16 protein-coding genes and 2 pseudogenes are annotated in these 16,626 nt (G+C 37.7%); 9 read left to right on the forward strand and 9 right to left on the reverse strand.

Features of this window, described 5'->3' with window-relative positions; all coding sequences use genetic code 11:
- Together NSS94_RS02710 and NSS94_RS02715 are read right to left on the reverse strand one after the other, a co-directional pair.
- Positions 1-519, reverse strand: coding sequence for a hypothetical protein (locus NSS94_RS02710; RefSeq protein ID WP_341038588.1), 519 nt, complete (start codon positions 517-519; stop codon positions 1-3).
- The gene (locus NSS94_RS02715; protein ID WP_341038590.1) at positions 512-1,444 is read right to left on the reverse strand and encodes a hypothetical protein; all 933 of its coding nucleotides are present in this window, start codon (positions 1,442-1,444) and stop codon (positions 512-514) included. Before NSS94_RS02715 ends, NSS94_RS02710 begins: the two co-directional genes overlap by 8 nt.
- 578 nt (positions 1,445-2,022) lie before the next feature.
- Here NSS94_RS02715 and NSS94_RS02720 point away from each other — a divergent pair.
- The 3 genes from NSS94_RS02720 to NSS94_RS02730 all read left to right on the forward strand — a co-directional run bounded on the left by NSS94_RS02720 (position 2,023) and on the right by NSS94_RS02730 (position 4,030).
- Positions 2,023-2,370: a winged helix-turn-helix transcriptional regulator gene (locus NSS94_RS02720; protein WP_341040381.1), complete on the forward strand. Its 348-nt coding sequence runs from the start codon at positions 2,023-2,025 to the stop codon at positions 2,368-2,370.
- 161 nt (positions 2,371-2,531) lie between these two features.
- Positions 2,532-2,873, forward strand: coding sequence for a putative quinol monooxygenase (locus NSS94_RS02725; protein WP_326080155.1), 342 nt, complete (start codon positions 2,532-2,534; stop codon positions 2,871-2,873).
- Positions 2,874-3,118: 245 nt separating this feature from the next.
- Positions 3,119-4,030 (forward strand): SDR family oxidoreductase, encoded by a 912-nt coding sequence (locus tag NSS94_RS02730; RefSeq protein ID WP_341038595.1) that lies wholly within the window; start codon positions 3,119-3,121, stop codon positions 4,028-4,030.
- Positions 4,031-4,276: 246 nt separating this feature from the next.
- On the opposite strand, the gene NSS94_RS02735 is transcribed toward NSS94_RS02730, so the two are convergent.
- A complete protein-coding gene (locus tag NSS94_RS02735) occupies positions 4,277-4,636 on the reverse strand; it encodes a winged helix-turn-helix transcriptional regulator (protein WP_341038597.1) in 360 nt (119 codons plus the stop codon).
- Positions 4,637-4,768: 132 nt separating this feature from the next.
- Here NSS94_RS02735 and NSS94_RS02740 point away from each other — a divergent pair, with 132 nt between their 5' ends.
- Positions 4,769-5,401 carry an FMN-dependent NADH-azoreductase gene (locus NSS94_RS02740; RefSeq protein ID WP_341038599.1) on the forward strand — a complete coding sequence of 211 codons (633 nt, stop codon included), beginning with the start codon at positions 4,769-4,771 and terminating at the stop codon, positions 5,399-5,401.
- Positions 5,402-6,146: 745 nt separating this feature from the next.
- Here the strand turns inward: NSS94_RS02740 and NSS94_RS02745 are convergent.
- Both NSS94_RS02745 and NSS94_RS02750 read right to left on the reverse strand, forming a co-directional pair.
- Positions 6,147-6,335, reverse strand: a pseudogene (locus NSS94_RS02745) (tyrosine-type recombinase/integrase); the annotation flags it as partial.
- A 227-nt stretch (positions 6,336-6,562) separates the two neighbouring features.
- Positions 6,563-7,555, reverse strand: a complete 993-nt coding sequence (locus tag NSS94_RS02750; protein WP_340953985.1) for a YiiG family protein — start codon at positions 7,553-7,555, stop codon at positions 6,563-6,565.
- Between the two features lie 921 nt (positions 7,556-8,476).
- Between NSS94_RS02750 and NSS94_RS02755 the strand changes: the two genes are divergently transcribed.
- Complete coding sequence (locus NSS94_RS02755; protein ID WP_039270311.1) at positions 8,477-9,898, forward strand: helix-turn-helix transcriptional regulator; 1,422 nt, start codon at positions 8,477-8,479, stop codon at positions 9,896-9,898.
- 183 nt (positions 9,899-10,081) lie between these two features.
- Here the strand turns inward: NSS94_RS02755 and NSS94_RS02760 are convergent, their stop codons facing one another.
- Positions 10,082-10,600, reverse strand: coding sequence for a DUF3231 family protein (locus NSS94_RS02760; RefSeq protein ID WP_029516021.1), 519 nt, complete (start codon positions 10,598-10,600; stop codon positions 10,082-10,084).
- A 153-nt stretch (positions 10,601-10,753) separates the two neighbouring features.
- Here NSS94_RS02760 and NSS94_RS02765 point away from each other — a divergent pair, with 153 nt between their 5' ends.
- On the forward strand, positions 10,754-11,002 hold the full coding sequence (locus tag NSS94_RS02765) for a WGxxGxxG family protein (protein ID WP_340931250.1): 249 nt from the start codon (positions 10,754-10,756) through the stop codon (positions 11,000-11,002).
- A gap of 199 nt (positions 11,003-11,201) precedes the next feature.
- Here NSS94_RS02765 and NSS94_RS02770 read toward each other — a convergent pair whose 3' ends face one another.
- Positions 11,202-11,705 (reverse strand): hypothetical protein, encoded by a 504-nt coding sequence (locus tag NSS94_RS02770; RefSeq protein WP_039270313.1) that lies wholly within the window; start codon positions 11,703-11,705, stop codon positions 11,202-11,204.
- 448 nt (positions 11,706-12,153) lie between these two features.
- Between NSS94_RS02770 and NSS94_RS02775 the strand changes: the two are divergent.
- From NSS94_RS02775 to NSS94_RS02785, 3 genes and pseudogenes are all read left to right on the forward strand, one after another.
- A pseudogene (locus NSS94_RS02775) lies at positions 12,154-12,797 on the forward strand (glycosyltransferase).
- Positions 12,798-13,020: 223 nt separating this feature from the next.
- On the forward strand, positions 13,021-13,902 hold the full coding sequence (locus tag NSS94_RS02780; protein WP_029516018.1) for a glycosyltransferase family 2 protein: 882 nt from the start codon (positions 13,021-13,023) through the stop codon (positions 13,900-13,902).
- Between the two features lie 147 nt (positions 13,903-14,049).
- Positions 14,050-14,157 carry a hypothetical protein gene (locus NSS94_RS02785; protein ID WP_023986758.1) on the forward strand — a complete coding sequence of 36 codons (108 nt, stop codon included), beginning with the start codon at positions 14,050-14,052 and terminating at the stop codon, positions 14,155-14,157.
- Positions 14,158-14,377: 220 nt separating this feature from the next.
- Here NSS94_RS02785 and NSS94_RS02790 read toward each other — a convergent pair whose 3' ends face one another.
- Entirely contained in the window at positions 14,378-15,019 is a 642-nt protein-coding gene (locus NSS94_RS02790; protein ID WP_029516017.1) for a hypothetical protein, read from the reverse strand.
- Between the two features lie 275 nt (positions 15,020-15,294).
- Entirely contained in the window at positions 15,295-16,329 is a 1,035-nt protein-coding gene (locus tag NSS94_RS02795; protein WP_341038603.1) for an SPRY domain-containing protein, read from the reverse strand.
- Positions 16,330-16,626: the final 297 nt, after the last annotated feature.

A 16,626-nucleotide genomic window follows, 5' to 3' on the forward strand; every position in this document is an offset into this window, starting at 1 on the left:
TCATATTTTTACATTCCTATCAGTTTCAAAAATCCAAAGACGCGAACTCTGTGACTCCTTTCTTTTTACTATCTTGTAAGCAAAGTTATGGGGAACAATGTTAAATGGCAATTTGCTTTCTTTAAAATCTTTTTCGAAACCTTCAATCATTAGATGATAGGTTAGTACATTAAAGTCTTTAGATTTACAGTCCTCAATTTGTACATAGAGCGTTTGAAATTCACTAAGATACTTCTCCAATTTTACATGCATATCATTAAAAATTTGCTTCTTCTCGCTTTGAAAGTCTATGAATATGGAAGCTGCTGAGATTACAACTAGAACATATCCTATAATGTTTTGTGAAGTAGACCCCAGTTTATAAAGAGGGGTAATCTGAAATATGCTTATAAAAAATATAAAAATGCTAATTAATCGAGGAACATTTAAAATCATAGCGTTAATTTTACATTTCTCCAATTGTATCGCAACTTGTATGGATAATTGAAAGAGTCTTGTTAATGTTTGTTTCTTATTCATCTGCAAGTTCCTCTGAGTGACTAGATGATTGGTCAATCATATTTTTATTAATACGTTCTAACTCATCCAATACAATATTAAAATCTCCAAATATTGATTCATTGGTAAATATATGCTTCTCTATTTTTTTTAGAAATTCATAGTATTGAACATAATATTTTTTATTATCGGTGTCTCTACTATAAAAGAGATGTAACGATTCTAATGATAATTCTACATCTTTGTCTCGAAGTGGTTCTTCTAATACTTTCAGAAAATACGGAAGTAGTTCTTTGTCAGCATTATTCCAATTGACTTTAAAGTATTTCAATTCATCTTGTATCTCTTCTATATTTTCTACAAACAAGGGTTTAATAGTCATGTTAGAATCTATAATTTCTAATGCTTTAGATTTTCCATAATAGCTGTCACGTATCCTTAAAATATTCCATCCACGATTCAAAAATATCTGAAGTAACTGATAGTTATTTTTTTGGCTTCTCATTTCCATGATAGTTTGACATATTAGTATTATCGGTATTATGTTGCCCAAAAAACGTTCAGTTAAAATGACTATTTGGGCCAACCCAGAGAATTGCACATTTGATGGGAACTGAAAATAAACTGATGCACTATAAAAAAATATATCTAATAATATTAGATATTTGTTCTCTGAATACTGGTTTGAGTTTTCGAAAAATACATGTTTGAGTTTTAGAGGGTTGAGATTATCCCCCCCAATTTCTTGAAGATCACCAACGAAAATAAATAAATAGATAAACGAGAAAAGCAGACAAGTTATCAAAGAAATAATAAAATAGCGAAATATAATTTTGTTCAAAATTTTGCGATTTTTAAACATAAATAATCTAGTAGATACATAGATCACCAGTAAAAAGATAAATAAAAATGGTAAGGTAATATTTAGAATTTGATTGTCTGACATTCATCTAGCCGCCCTTATGCTAATTTTTCATTTCTATAAGTTATTATAATTTGACTAAATGGGTCTATTTTCCTGCATCTATAGTCATTAATTTTATGATTTTGAAATTTGCTTTCTGCAGAATATGACAAAACAAATGTCCATTCAGCAGCTGTACGGATTTTAGGTTGTAGGATTGTATTCTAACGTTTGAAGTAAGTGAATACTTTAAATAAACTAAAAAGCTCTGCTAACCTTATGGTCGGCAGAGCTTTTTAGTTGAAAAATTGTTTACAGACGACATTCAAGGTGCTCTGAATCCACTTTTTAAATGTTCGCAGAAAATAAAGTTTTGATAACTACAATAAAAGAAACAACGGTAGGCTAGGACGAGAAAATATGCCCTAGACTGTCGCTGCTTCATCTGTTTCATTGAAATAACGCTTCCCGTTAGTTTAATTGTCTCGAAAGCAAATTTAACTATGTATTTTAGTTTTATTGACAATGATAAAAACAGACAGAATATGCGGCAATGTAGGTTGATTGAATCAACACATGTAATATAATAATTGAAAATTAAATGGGATGGTGTTTCTCAATTGAAAACTTTTTATTGTGATCTGGAAATAACCTTAGATGTCATTGGCGGAAAGTGGAGACCTCTTATTCTGTACTACTTAATAAAAGGTCCTAAACGGACCGGTGAATTGAAAAGGCTCATCCCATCAATTTCTCAGAAAATGTTAGTACAGTCTTTGCGGGAGTTGGAGAGTAATAATTTGATTATAAGAACAATGTTCAATCAGGTTCCACCAAAAGTGGAATATGCAATATCAGAAATGGGTATGTCACTTGAACCCACTTTGCGAGCACTTTGTGATTGGGGTCAGGATTATGCAGAGAAGACATTGAAAAAGGATGAATATCGGAGATTAAATGTAGAATAGAGTAATTTAAAAATCAATTTATTCTTTACTTCATCACAATTATCACTTCTTGGTTACTATATAACCAAAAAGTACGTACTATTTTAAAAGTGATACATAGTACATAATGGGACTTGTGGCCATGAAGAAAATTAAAGAGTTAATAAAAGGAGTGTGTAGTGATGTCAACAAACAACAATCAAATAATTCTCAATATACGTTTTAAAATTAAGCCTGGTAAGAAAGAAGCTTTCCGTGAAAGTCTATTTGCAATGATTAGCAACTTCAAAAGTGAACCTGCCTTTGTCAATGCGATCGTCTCCGATGATCTTGATCATTCTGATGATCTTGTCATCTATGAGATCTGGCAGGGAACAAGAGAAAGTTGGGTTCAACACGAACTTACTAAACCTTATCGTGCTGAGTATGAAGGTGCACTTACCAACCTTATTGATGATAGAATCGTAAGCTGGCTTGAACCAGTCGGTGAATGGGGAAGTACACTGACGAATGTTAGACAGTAATTTTTTTTAAAGGTAAGTATTATCACTTACACAGTAAGTTAATAACCTTTTTTTGATTGTAATGTAACTACAATTGTTACATTTACATAATATCATACCTCATTTACCTTATTGGAGAATAAGAATGTGAAACAAGGGCTTTCAGTCAAGCAATGGTCATAAAACTGGTGAACGATTCGGAAAGTTGTGATTGGTTTCTAGTTATACGATTAAAGCATTAATAAAAGTACAAAGGGGTTATTAATATGGGTAAAATACTTATTACTGGAGCAACAGGTAATCTCGGCAGCAGGACACTAGAGCTTCTTCTTAAAAAGGTTCCGTCCAATCAGGTCGCTGTATTGGTACGTAATCCGGAATCCGAGAAAATCAAAAAGTTTGTTCAAGAAGGTATAGAAGCTCACCAGGGCGACTATTTTGATTATGACTCACTTCTGCGAGCTTTTAATGGTGTTGAAAAAGTTATGCTTATTTCCGCGCAAGCATTTACCGACCGCAATACGCAACATTTCAATGTCATCGCAGCTGCAAAACAGGCTGGTGTCAAACAAGTGGTTTTCACGTCGATCATACGAAAAGAAAATTCAAATCTTATTGTGCCCGAAGTATCGATGTCAGACTTATTTGCTGAACAAACGCTTAAAGCATCCGGATTAGCCTATACCATACTGCGGAATCCACCGTATCTTGAAGTCATGCATTCGTATTTCGGAGATGCGCTTAAAGTCGGCGTACGAGTACCAGCGGGTTCCGGTAAAGTAGCCGCTGCATCTCTGGACGATTTGGCGGCAGCCAACGTAGCCGTTCTTACTCAAAACGGGCACGAAAATAAGTCATATACTTTAAGTGGCAGCGAGGGAAGCTCATTTGCAGACATCGCTGAAGCCCTCTCGGAGATTAATGAGATAAATATCCCTTATGAGGCAATTAGCGAAAAAGAATATATAGACACTATGGTAGCAAATGGCTTGCCTGTTCTTATGACTGATTTCTTATTAGGTTGGGTGCGAGGAATCAACACTGGAGAATTCTCGGAGACGTCTGGGGATCTTGAACGTCTGATTGGCCGAAAACCAATGACATATAAGGAATTCTTTAAAATCAAATCTCCGTTTTCTAAAATTGAAGATTTGAAAGCTGGAATGTTACTAACTTAACTCTATGAAAAGTTTTGAGATATTTGCAAGGAAGATATACTATGGGACGCAAAGAGCAAAGTATTATTCAGAATCGCTAGCTAAAGTTTCCAGTTAGCACAATATATGATATACGAAGAAATAGCCAACCATTTAAATGATTGGCTATTTCTATTCAGCGTTATTAAAACATACTTCTCCAATTCTTACAGGCTTCGTTACGGAACTTGCACAGGCACAAGTTCCTTCCTTGATTCTTAATGATCGCTATTCTGATTCTGTATCTTCATTTTCCGCTTTTTTGAACTGCTTTCTCTCCATATGGGACATTCCCCATTGATGCAAGGTTTCCAAAATCGGAGAAAGGCTCATGCCGTATTCCGTGATGGAGTACTCCACTTTCGGAGGAACTTGAGGATAAACGACTCGCTTCACGATCTCTTCCTCCTCCAACTGGCGTAGATGGAGCGTAAGCATCCTTTGCGTGATATCAGGCAGCAATCTTTTTAATTCATTGAACCTCAAAGGTTCACCTTGAAATAGATGGTAAAGAATCATCGGCTTCCATTTGCCGACAATTGAATCCAGCGCCACAACGAATTGACATTGGACAGGGTTCTTTTGCATGTGTTCTCCTCCGTTACAGTACCTTTTTTAATACTATACCACATGATTGTGCGTACTTCCCAAATAGTATATATACGATATGATTAATCCAGAAAGTATATTTAGTTTAATTACGAAAGGAAGTTTTTAATCATGTCAACCCTACTATACATCACCGCACATCCTCTTGATCCTCAATCATCTTATAGTCTCGCTGTTGGGAACGAATTTATTGAAGCATACCGCAAGGCAAATCCAACAGATGAAGTTGTTTATTTAGATCTGTACCAGGAGAACATTCCGCAAATCGATGCTGATGTCTTACGCGGTTGGGGAAAGATTCGATCAGGTTTGTCTTTCGATCAACTGACTGATGCTGAGAAATCAAAAGTAGCTCGTCATGAAGCGATTATTGACCAATTCGTGGCTGCCGATAAATATGTGTACGTCTCACCTATGTGGAATTTCTCGATCCCACCGGTGTTGAAAGCATACACGGATGCGACTTCAGTTGCGGGTAAGACTTTCAGATATACCACGAATGGTCCTGTGGGTCTGTTGTCCGGTAAAAAAGCATTACACATTCAAGCTTCCGGATCCGTTTATTCGGAAGGTCCTCTTGCACCAGTTGAAATGGGATACAGCTATCTAAAAAAGATATTACACTTCTATGGAATTCAATCTATTGAGGCCATTTTTGTGGAGGGAGTGGCATCGTTAGAGCAAGCACCAATTATTAAGGAAAAAGCAATTGCAAAAGCAAAGGAAGTTGCCAAACGTTTCTGATCGTTCATCTTGTTTTCAATGGAGTCAAATCCATGTCGAAATACTTCCGGATGCAGTCGGTTGGGGCTTAGCATTTTATAAATATACTGTGCGCTAAATGAACAAAGCAGCCAATCACGATATTTTAGCAGCTCTAATCATGATCTTTACCTCCAATCGATTGTGAAAACCGTCAAAGTGGATGTGATTGATTATTGTTAGGCTATGACACCCGTTAGCTTAACGTCGCCGTTCATTCTACATGCTTTCAGCAGGCCGCGAAGATGCCAGCTATTAAGGGCTGGAGATAAAGATGGGAAAGCGCACAGAGGACATAAAAGTTATGTTGCTTGCTTTAGAGCAATATAACTTTATGGGGAGGGATAATTATACACACGGAATATCGTCATCTGGAGGGCTAGCATCGCAATCAAAAGATCATCATGCTCGTAGGACGAGAAGGGGACTTTAAAGAGCATTAGGCATCAGTCTCGTCTTGTTACTCAATTATTTTCTTCTACCAAATCTTCTACCGGAATACGGATATCTGTAATACCTGACGGAACCCTATTTATTGTTGGATAGGCTATAGAGGCCTTGTAGAACCCATCAAAACTCTATTTCAACGCACTCGTAATGCGTAGGCCGGGGGTTCAATTCCCTTCACCAGCATAGCTATCAACTCAAGCACAGCGCGGCTTCCAAGCTTTTTGGAGGACGCGCTTTTTTTGTTGGAGTGAGCATTTTTCTACCATTCTTCTAATCTTTAATCTAGTAAAGTGGGTTTTTCAGTGCTAATACTCTCACCTGTAATTGAATCGCCAATGTTTTTTAACACCGCCTCTTGGAGATTCGGAAGAACATGTGAATAGGTATCCAGAGTTACATTGATAGACGAATGTCCAAGTTGCTCTTGAACGTTCTTCGGATGAATACCAGCTTTGAGAAGTAAGGTTGGTTATTTTTACACTCTCAGGATTATGCGGTTCCAGAAATTAAAGCAGCATTTTTAAATCTTATTGTTAATGTGCCGGATAAGCTTTTAACCACCATCATAGCATTCACCCTCAAGTTACCATTGGAGGATTTTAAAGCACAAGCTCTGCTAACCTTATGGTTGGCAGAGCTTGTTCGTTACCGGAACTCCGTATTTGTTTTCGCAGCCCCTATCGTTAGATACGCTTAATTTATTTCATTATATCGTTCGACTGCCTTGCTTAGCTTATAATTGAAATTCTCAGGTGTGCCATCCGTAGTGTTCAGGAACTGGCCGTTCAGGTCAGAATCAGATACAGGTTCCTTCTTATTGATGCGTTCAATAATTTTCGAAGCAGCCGCTTTTGCCTCAGTGGCTGAATCAACGTAGTTTCTGATACTGAAGCTGTTAATCCCTTCTTTTTGAACTCGATTCTTGTCTTTTGAGATTGTCATGAGCGCACTTAGATCTGCGGTCATAATGTCGTATTTGGCTTTAAACTTCGTCATATCAAGCTGCAGCACATTGTTGGCGGTGATACCCTGCTCATCCATTTCAATGGCCGTAGCCTCGGCATCTATCATGAACTTCAAGGCATTATACCTGATCTGCTGGTCTGAATCCTTGAGTTTTTGCAGTTCAGCCAGACGCTGCTCGTTACCCAATTTTTGCATAGCCGTGAAGTATTGTTTGGAGACAGTCTCGTAAGCGAGATTGGCACTTACCAGCTTGGTATGCAGCTGTTTTCCTTTTGCGAAGTCATCATCCACGTAGCCTTTTGTATCATAGTAGGCTTTCATTTCGTCCAGGACGGACAACAGATCATTGATGACCGGTGTCAGTTTGATCACTACGGGGTCTGCGTTCGCAAAAGCAGGTTGGCTTGCGGTATAGCCGTTCGCTTTATCAATAACTTCCCGCTCAGTTTCAGCAACGCCGAGCATGATGAAGCTGAAGTTCTTCTCGATTACAGGCTGTGTATCCACTCCGAACTTCTCGAAATAATGAACCAGAACCTCATTGATTCTGCCTGTCATCAAGTTATTCAGCCTCACATACGCATTGTATTTTTCGATTTCTTTGCTCTCGCCGGACGTAACGCCTGCAGTCGCTTGATCCACGGTGGATGTAATGGCAGAACAAGCGGACAACATTGCACCCAACATAATAATGGAAATAAAGAATGATAGCTTTCTCAAAATAGTGATTCCCCCGACTGAGTAATTTAACGTGCTCTTCTTTTGTAAGATGTCTGAATAGGAGAGAGAACAACTGACCTTTTCCGGGCGATTAAATTCCCTCTTCGCCGCATACCAATGTTAATTGTAAAACGATCTATTCAATTTTAAATTTATTTGGTGAATAGGTCTTGAGACTTGAGTAGCATAATTTTATAAATTTCTTTGTTGTTGACGATTGCTCTGCCAACTTCCTAAATGCTTATATTCCTCTGGTCTCAGTGGTGGTTTCCCCATTGGAAATATTCCTGAAATATGATGTCCCTTATTTCTTTACTAACCATAATCGTACTCCTCTCCTTCACATAAAAGATGATACCTTTGTTTACCTAGACGAACTCATTTTAGTACAATTTTGCTACATATTGGAATATCCTACCCGTTAGCTTAACGTCGCCGTTCAGACTAGTCTGCAACTTTTCAGTAGGCTGCTGTAATATGCCAGCTATGAAGGATCTGGAGATAAAGACAGGGAGGCGGATAATTCTACACTACAGGATATCGTCCTCTGGAGGACTGGAATCGCAATCAGAAGATATCATGCACGCAGGAGACGGAGAAGGGTACTTTAGAGAGCATTAGGCATCAATGCGTATGCCGGGGGTTCAATTCCCTTCACCAGCATTCTATGAAACTCAAGCACAGCGCGACTTCCAAGCTTTTTGGAGGTCGCGCTTTTTTGTGACTTTGGACAATCTTCTACGCTGAGGTCTTTTTAGTAGGATTATTATGCTAAATATAATTAGTTTTTTTGCTTTGTTTCATGCTAAAGGCCGAATTCTTACATTAGTTGCATAGTATATTGACAGATGGTCAATTTTGGTGAAAAATGAAGTTAGTTTTTAAAAAATATGGAATATTTAAGCGGAAGGTGGCTATGGCATGAAGCATACACCTACGATACGAACAGAATTAGACAAATACTTAAAACAAGAGAGCATGAGTCTAACGCAATTCGGGCATATAGCAGGCATGAATAGGGGAATAGTAAGCGCTATTGTGACGGGGAATAAGTCTATGTCTGTTAACCAGCTTGACCTAATTACTGAAGCTATGGGTTTACCGGAGGGCTACTTTTACGATTTATTCATAGAAAACTACATCATCGACACCCCACCGAATATGAGGCGAATCGAGCCGTTTTTGTTTCGCTGTGCGGAGTTGGACAAGTTAGGCGCGATCCGTCAAGTGGTGGGAACCATCATGGACAATCTACTCTATTCACCCAAACTATTTGAGATTGCAGAAATGTTATTAGCGCAGGGACGAAATGATGCTGCATTGCTGCTCTATGAGGGCGTAGCTGAAGCCGAGAAGTACCAACATTCTGAACGTTTAGCCATCTGTCAATATCGCATATTCACGATTCAGATTGGAGATGATCAAAGCCGAAATATCAAGGCAGCTATACTGTTTGAGCCTTATGTCGAGCGACTAGATGAATTAGATCAGCTTGACGCATTGAAGGATTTGGCTAACGTATATAGGTCTTTACGTAAATGGGACAAGGTTGATGAACTAGCCCGAAAAATGAGAGATAAAGCGGAAATCCAATATACTTTGAAACATGAACAGAAGAGTCGAGAGCGTAATGAATCTACTAAGAAGCTAACTCGTCCCTTGTTTGTATACATTTCTTATGCCGATTTATTGTGTGCGAGTGTCTGTGAAGCTCAAGGCAACTATCAACAAGCTCTAGAATATACATACACCTACGCTAATCTAGATTGGGTTAAAGAGACTGACGACGATACTCAACACTGGATTAGCTTGTTCAAAAGTTGGGCAGAAGGTAATACTTACGTATATAAACTGTTGTCAGGAGATATAAGTGTGCTTCAAGATTATGTTGAATATATTGCAGCAACATCCGCCACTAACGAGAATGAGAAAATCTCAAAACTGTTGAATGTTATAATTTCAGCAAACCAATATAGTATAGATGTAGAAGGTATACTTCAGCAATTTGAAGCCGAAATAAATGCTTTTGCACAACAGCAACTATCATCAGATGATATGTATACCCAACAAGTGATACCGGATTATATCGCGTGGTTTGGTTACGAGTTATCTTATTATTATTTACATCGAGGTTCTTACATTGATGGTTTTAAACATTTGATGTATTCATTAGTAAGTTATCATACACTAAATAATGAGACTTGTTTTATAAACTGTTTGGGTTTGTTTTTACATTTTCGGGATTATGCGACTCCTGAAACCAAAGCAGCATTTTTAAATTTTATGGAAAAGGTGTGGATGACCAATGTTGAAAAAAATGGTACTGCTAATCATCGCGGCTAGCTTTTTGTTTATTGTTACTGTGCCGGATCAAGCCCTTAACCACCACAATAGTATTCAGCCTTACGTTACCATCGGAGGTGCTTAAACGTAACAAAACCAATCCCCGCTAACCTTAACTGGTCGGCGGGGATTTTTGTTGAACAATCTAAGGGGAACAGTATGTTGAGGAATCGTACTGGAAATTTAGGCTTTAACGGGTTCAGGTCTTTTTAATTGAAGAGGGGGAGGTATTAGCCAACCCTTTTCTTTATTCATTTTTAAAATACGAACTCCCAAAGCAGTTTTAGTTAGATGATATTTCGCAAATAAAGCCCCGATGTCTTCTCTAATGGATTGACCCATAGCTTGGCTGCAAGATGTCAATCCTACAGAGGTATCTAATGCGATTTTAGCTGCGATTTCGGGATCAGTAAACCTTGCACCAACCGGGATATCCTCAAGTTTCACAGGGGGTCTTTCAGGCAAAATAGGAGCTGGGGCAATCCCATTATCAGTAAGCATTGCGTCGCATTCTTGGATTTCCAGTTTAGCTTGATCAATAAGATCATCCAGTATTTTTTTGAGTTCTTTGTCTCCTGCGTGGTTTAAACATGCTTGGTAAAATGAAACGCTGCCTTTCGCTAACGCTGAAAACTGCCATACACTATAAACTTCTCCGTAATGCATGGGCTCGTCTTTTGGATTCCCGCTTAGGATACCCATTATAAAAACCACTCCTTTTTAATTTTAATGATGTACGAATTTATGATTCCCAGTAGTGAAGATTTAATGTGTGTATAAGAAATAAGTTCAATTGGCATGCTAAATACATTAAAAAATTGATTGCAAACACAAATTTAAAGGAGTGGTTTAGGTATGTTGAAAAAAATGAAGATAATGGCTGTTGTTGCATTAATGATTTCAAGCTTTGGAGCGGCAGTAGCATTTGCTGAAAACAGTCAAAACAATATGGCCACAAACGACAATGGTAGAACACAAATGCTAACTACTACTAATAATAATGATAACGATAATAATAATAATTGGGGGTGGCTTGGCCTGTTGGGATTAATTGGCTTGGCAGGTTTAAAACGTCGCGAGCCTGAAAACCACAGTAAAAGATAATCGTAAACAACAACTCAAAAACAACTAAACAATTCCCGCTAACCATACTTGGTTAGCGGGGATTGTTTACTTTTAGATTCAACACACCGATCACCGAATAGCTATTAAGATTAACTAATCTTATTTTTCCGTGATCAATGTGAATTTAGAGTAAATGAAAGGACTCCGCTACTTAAAACGTCAGGGTATCTTTTCTGTTTTATGGAGTAGTGGGTAATGCAGTTTCCTTCTCTTCGTTATTTTTAACTTTTCTTGTTATTTTCTTAGTTCTCCGTCTAAGAATGACGAACATATAAACTATAGCAATCAAAAGTGACTTTATATAGAAAATGTCATCTAATTGTTGATAATAGAAAGACAAAACCAAAATAAAAGTAAAGACAGAGACAATAATCCTTACCGCCAGATGATGAATAAATTTTATAAATTTACTATGTTCATTACTTTTTTGAAGATCAATTATTAAGTATAGTACAAAAACAGGTATGGCAATCGAAGCTCCTTTTAATATATCCTCTATTGATTGTGATCTAACTGTAATAAATATTAGATACGACAATGCAAGCGTGCCAAAAGTAATAAAGGAAGTGACGACATTTTTAAAATTTAAGAATCCTAATAACCATCGTACCAGTACTTTGAAAGGATATAATATAAGAATTAGTGCAAACAAGCCCATGAATACTTCTATCATATATTCCATTCTAACTCTCCTTATGTTATTTAGAACTTAATTCTATACACTTACTATTTTCATTTATTAAATGTTCTCATATATCCACATCGGTTGTGGTATTTGCTTTTTATCTGCCATACATATTATCGGTATTTCCTGTTATTTTCTTTCATTATTTGTTCCATTGAAACAATTTTCTAACTAATGTGATAATGCATATCTTGAGAGTTTTTAGCAGCAATTAGAATTCTTAAGAGTGGAACCAAGTCAAAGATCATCATTCTGCTAGATACAAAGATAAGTATTTTAGAAACCATTAAGGCAACTGTCTCGTCTTGTTACTACTTGAGCGCGCATGGCTCCCACAATGATGGAAAGCTGTAGATAATCACTAATCCTCTGTATAAAATTTCGGATATTTCAACCATAATAAGACAGCCTGTTTTATTCCAAACGTACAGAGGAGTAGATAAAATTGAAAAACAAATGGCTGTTGCCGTTAACCTTGGCGCTCGTTTTTAGCATAACTCCGTTAGTATCGCGCAAGCGAAGGTAGGGGAGGAGAAGGGTTCTGCTTGCCTAAGTTCCAAAATGGTGCAACTGAAAGGCGATATGCAGAAGGTATGGATCGACCATACGATATGGACGAGGAACTATATTGTCAGCGCCATATCTAATCTTCAAGATCAGAAGGACGTATTGGACAGGCTTTTACGGAACCAGCAGGATATAGGCAATCTGATCAAGCCTTATTATGGGGAAGCCGCTGGTAATAAGCTGGCTGATCTCCTGAGGGAGCATATTCTGATCGCAGGCAAAATTGTAGCGGCTGCCAAAGCGGGCAATCAGGCGGATGTGAAAAAGCTAGAGGCGGATTGGCATACAAACGCCGACGATATCGCCAAATTTTTAAGTGATGCGAATCCGAACTGGCAGTTTAAAACGTTACAAGATATGCTGTATACGCACCTTCAGTTGATTACGGAATTAGTCCTTGACTATACCAAAGGAGATTGGAGAGCGGGGATTGCAGCAACCGACAAAAACGAGATCCATATGATTCATTTAGCGGACATTCTGACAGAAGGCATTGTCAAACAGTTTCCTGAAAAATTTTAAGTGAGCGCTATAGACGCTGCAAAGCAGATTAGCTTTCTATAAATACCCCAAAGGGTGGCTATGGAAAGCTTTTTTTACCGAGAAGCCGCCTCAAAATATATTTCAATACATATACTTGGAGCATGAACATTCGAAGAAATAGTTTTCGAGAAAAATAGGGAAGTTGGCTTTTATGCAAAATAATATTTTCTAATTTTAAAATGTAGAATGGAGGGAACTTCTTGTGCCACGAGCTTCAGTTATACTGCCAGTTTATAACACTGTGTCCTTTGTTTGGGAAGCAATCCACAGTATATTAGCTCAAACCTATTCCGATTTTGAATTGATTATTATTGATGATGGCTCAACAGATGGATCCGCTTTTGTTATTTCACAAATAACAGATCCTAGAGTGGTTAAAATATTCCATAGTACCAATCAAGGTTTGGTTGCTACTTTAAACGAGGGATTCAATAGGGCAACTGGTGAATATATCGTTCGTATGGATAGCGATGATATTTCTACTCCAGATCGATTGGATGTGCAAATATCATTCATGGATCAAAATCCCTTAATTGATGTATGTGGTGCTGCTTTTACTACTTCTAGTGGAGGGGCACTTAAGGTGAATCCGGCTAGTCATGAAGAAATTAGAACATGGTTGTTATTTCATTGCTGTATCTGCCATCCTGCTACAATATTACGCAATAGCATGATACATCGGCTAAACATTCAATATGATAGTAGTTATCCTCATGCCGAAGACTACGAACTGTGGAACCGATTAGCCTCTCAGGTACAAATAGCAAACCTCCCCATAAGCTTATTATATTATCGTCAACATAAAGGACAAGTGTCCATTCAGCACAGAGCCATACAAGACGACACCGCTCGGAGAATTCGTCAAAGACAGTTTAGCCAGTTGGGCTTGGAATTATCAGATGAAGAGAATCAGATGATGCTGAATATTCTTGAGTTTAAAATTAATCCCTATGATTATAATTGCTACACTAAAGCTGTGGGATTTGCAAATTGGGTGTTAGATCAAAACCGTAAGTATCAGATTTACAATCAGGAACTATTAAGCATGGCTTTTTCGCGGTGTATATCTCATCTTCCATATTAACAAAGATATCAGCACGCGATCGGAAAGTATCCTAATATTCCGCTGGCATGCGTAAATGGAGTGTTTTTTATGTTTACCTGAATGCCCGGTCATAAAACATATTTACACATATATTAAGATGAAGACAAATAAAGGAGGGCTAAAGCTATGAGCGGATGTGCAGGTGCAGCTGTTTGCGGTGTGTGGACTTCTACAGCGGCTATTTTGGTGCTCTATATCCTCTTGGTTATCATCCTTAAATCATGTTGGGTTTAATTTTGCGAAAAGAATTGTATGATAATGACCCATCAATCAAGTTGAACGACCTTCTTTCATTCTGTCCGAAATTAGATTAGATAAAAAGCTCTGCTAACCTTATGGGTCGGCAGAGCTTTTTGCATTTGAACAATTTCCTAATCACTTTATTTAGCCGGATAGAGTCTCTATCGTTGTGTATTTAGTTGAATACTCGCTTAAGGGCTTGCATGATTAAAATTTATTGATTTTCTTTCGTGAGAAAAGAAGCTGCTAACAGTGTAGTATTCGTATAGCCACCTGAAATATTTTCATATGAAAAATTAGCGATAGGAACTCCAATAACTGTAGCAACGTCTCCTTCAAAAATTTCCCCACTTGCTCCCGGATAAACTGCCATTACTGTATTATCATTTTCATCACTAATATAAACGATAGCCGTTGTTCCTATAGGAATGTTATCTTCTTCTATATCTATTACATCGCCGCTTATTTTTACAAATTTGTTTAAGTATAAGTTCAAATTTTTATTTAAGTGTTTTGTTGTTACGGATTTGTCTACTAGATTAATGACTTTGCTTTTATCTGTGGAAGGAAATAAGTCACTGTTTTTAGCAATGAAGTCATAAGACGTTTGTTCCATAGAAGCTTGATCTTCTGTTAACATGGGGGTTCCATCTTTCATGAATTCAGCAAATAAATATTGTTTATCTGTGACCTGATTTGTAGAAGCTTGCTGAGCAGTATTTTCATTGCTTGCTGTTTGTTCAGTAGCAAAGGATGTACTTGAAGACCCAGACCTTGTCGTTGCTTCTTTGAAATTGCTTCCACAAGCTGTTAGAGCTACAGAAAGTAGAGCAATGAGTAGAGCTTTTTTTAACATGACGAATTCTCCTGTGAGTATCCTCATCGGTTGAGGTAGTTGCTCATTTTATCTTGTTACCTTTATTATCGAATATTAGGGTTGAATACATAAGCAAAGCACAGCTTCCAGGCTTTTTGGAAACCGTGCTTTTTTGTTTAAAAAACGATTTGCAAACTTTTAGTCTAGAAAAAATGTATCGTCCAGTATAGCAGTTTAGGCGTGATCTCGAGATTAGAGTAAATGTAAAGAAGGACTTCATCGGCATGTTAGCCGACATGAAGCCCTTCATATGTTTATTTCGTTGAATATTCGCTTACTTCAAATGTGAGAATTTTGTTGAAGATTACGTAGTCTTTGCGATTACTGAATGGACCTTTGTTGTTATTATGTTTGTCAATGGCAAAGAAAGAAGCACCTCTACCAGCATCTTTAGCGTCATACCATGCGATGAAGGCATTGAGTTCTTTTTTACTCAAATCGAATTCTTTATCAAATCCATTGTCCATCGTTACAGTCAGAATGGCGCGGTCACCAGTTGGTTGGGAGGCCCCATCTGTATCCGACGGATCGGGCTTAGTGGACGGATCCGGTGTAGTAGACGGGTCAGGCTTTGTAGATGGATCAGGTGTAGTAGACGGATCGGGCTTAGTGGATGGATCCGGTGTAGTAGACGGATCGGGCTTAGTGGATGGATCCGGTGTTGTAGACGGGTCAGGCTTTGTAGATGGATCAGGTGTTGTAGATGTACCCGAATCTTGATAAGGTAAAAATCCTTCAGGAATCGGATATTTAAAATCGCTTGCTCCGAAATTAGCCTCAAAAGCTATTTTCTGACCAGTTCCACTTAAAACCACAGGGAAAATCTGTGACCCCTCTAGTTCAGATGGTTTAATGGAATTAGCTCCGCGTGAAACCCCATTAGCGTACCAAACTATTTTATCGTTATCTAAGTCCAATGCAATGCCGATAACGTAATCAACTCCAAAACCATAATTGTAGGCTAGCTTTACTGGTGATTTGATGTTATTCCAAATTTCACCACTAGCCCCATAAAATGCTTGATATTGTTTGTCCGATTCACCTGTTATTCCTACGAATGAAGCAACATTGTTGACCTTCACTTCCCAATACCATTTCCCATTTGTTTTCCCCACTGTCGCTCTGTCGCTTGTTGAAATCCCATCAAGAGTAGTTACTACAGACCCGTTTTTCCAAGTCACATTTGTAGTCTCAGCTTTTGTAACGGTAGGGAACAATGAGAACACCGAAGCTCCAATGAGAAGGGCTAACACTATTGTTCCTAGTTTTTTGAATATAATATTGTTCATGACTTCCTCCTAAATATATGTAATAACAAGTGAATTATAGAACTAGAATGGGAGAATTGTCCAAACATTAAATGATATAAATTCAAATATGAGTATTATTATGGAATTTAATTTGTTTCAGGGGAACCTAGGTCGTCGAAAGTATAAAAAGGAGAAAACTCTAAAAGATCTAATAACTTTGACGGTCATTAGCCAGTATGAAGAAATATTTCAGGTACATAAATAAGGCAACAGAGTTACGAGTCACAATAGCTCAACTTCAAAATTAGATTTGTATGAGATTTGGAACTTCATCAT

It is taken from the genome of Paenibacillus sp. FSL L8-0644 (genome assembly GCF_038008165.1).
Classification (GTDB): domain Bacteria; phylum Bacillota; class Bacilli; order Paenibacillales; family Paenibacillaceae; genus Paenibacillus; species Paenibacillus polymyxa_D.

What these genes read in the sequence shown, in the direction of transcription:
- NSS94_RS02710 (WP_341038588.1), bottom strand. Translation starts at nt 519, where the DNA reads ATGAATAAGAAACAAACATTAACAAGACTCTTTCAATTATCCATACAA.
- NSS94_RS02715 (WP_341038590.1), bottom strand. Translation starts at nt 1,444, where the DNA reads ATGTCAGACAATCAAATTCTAAATATTACCTTACCATTTTTATTTATC.
- NSS94_RS02725 (WP_326080155.1), top strand. Translation starts at nt 2,532, where the DNA reads ATGTCAACAAACAACAATCAAATAATTCTCAATATACGTTTTAAAATT.
- NSS94_RS02730 (WP_341038595.1), top strand. Translation starts at nt 3,119, where the DNA reads ATGGGTAAAATACTTATTACTGGAGCAACAGGTAATCTCGGCAGCAGG.
- NSS94_RS02735 (WP_341038597.1), bottom strand. Translation starts at nt 4,636, where the DNA reads ATGCAAAAGAACCCTGTCCAATGTCAATTCGTTGTGGCGCTGGATTCA.
- NSS94_RS02740 (WP_341038599.1), top strand. Translation starts at nt 4,769, where the DNA reads ATGTCAACCCTACTATACATCACCGCACATCCTCTTGATCCTCAATCA.
- NSS94_RS02755 (WP_039270311.1), top strand. Translation starts at nt 8,477, where the DNA reads ATGAAGCATACACCTACGATACGAACAGAATTAGACAAATACTTAAAA.
- NSS94_RS02760 (WP_029516021.1), bottom strand. Translation starts at nt 10,600, where the DNA reads ATGGGTATCCTAAGCGGGAATCCAAAAGACGAGCCCATGCATTACGGA.
- NSS94_RS02765 (WP_340931250.1), top strand. Translation starts at nt 10,754, where the DNA reads ATGTTGAAAAAAATGAAGATAATGGCTGTTGTTGCATTAATGATTTCA.
- NSS94_RS02770 (WP_039270313.1), bottom strand. Translation starts at nt 11,705, where the DNA reads ATGGAATATATGATAGAAGTATTCATGGGCTTGTTTGCACTAATTCTT.
- NSS94_RS02785 (WP_023986758.1), top strand. Translation starts at nt 14,050, where the DNA reads ATGAGCGGATGTGCAGGTGCAGCTGTTTGCGGTGTGTGGACTTCTACA.
- NSS94_RS02790 (WP_029516017.1), bottom strand. Translation starts at nt 15,019, where the DNA reads ATGTTAAAAAAAGCTCTACTCATTGCTCTACTTTCTGTAGCTCTAACA.
- NSS94_RS02795 (WP_341038603.1), bottom strand. Translation starts at nt 16,329, where the DNA reads ATGAACAATATTATATTCAAAAAACTAGGAACAATAGTGTTAGCCCTT.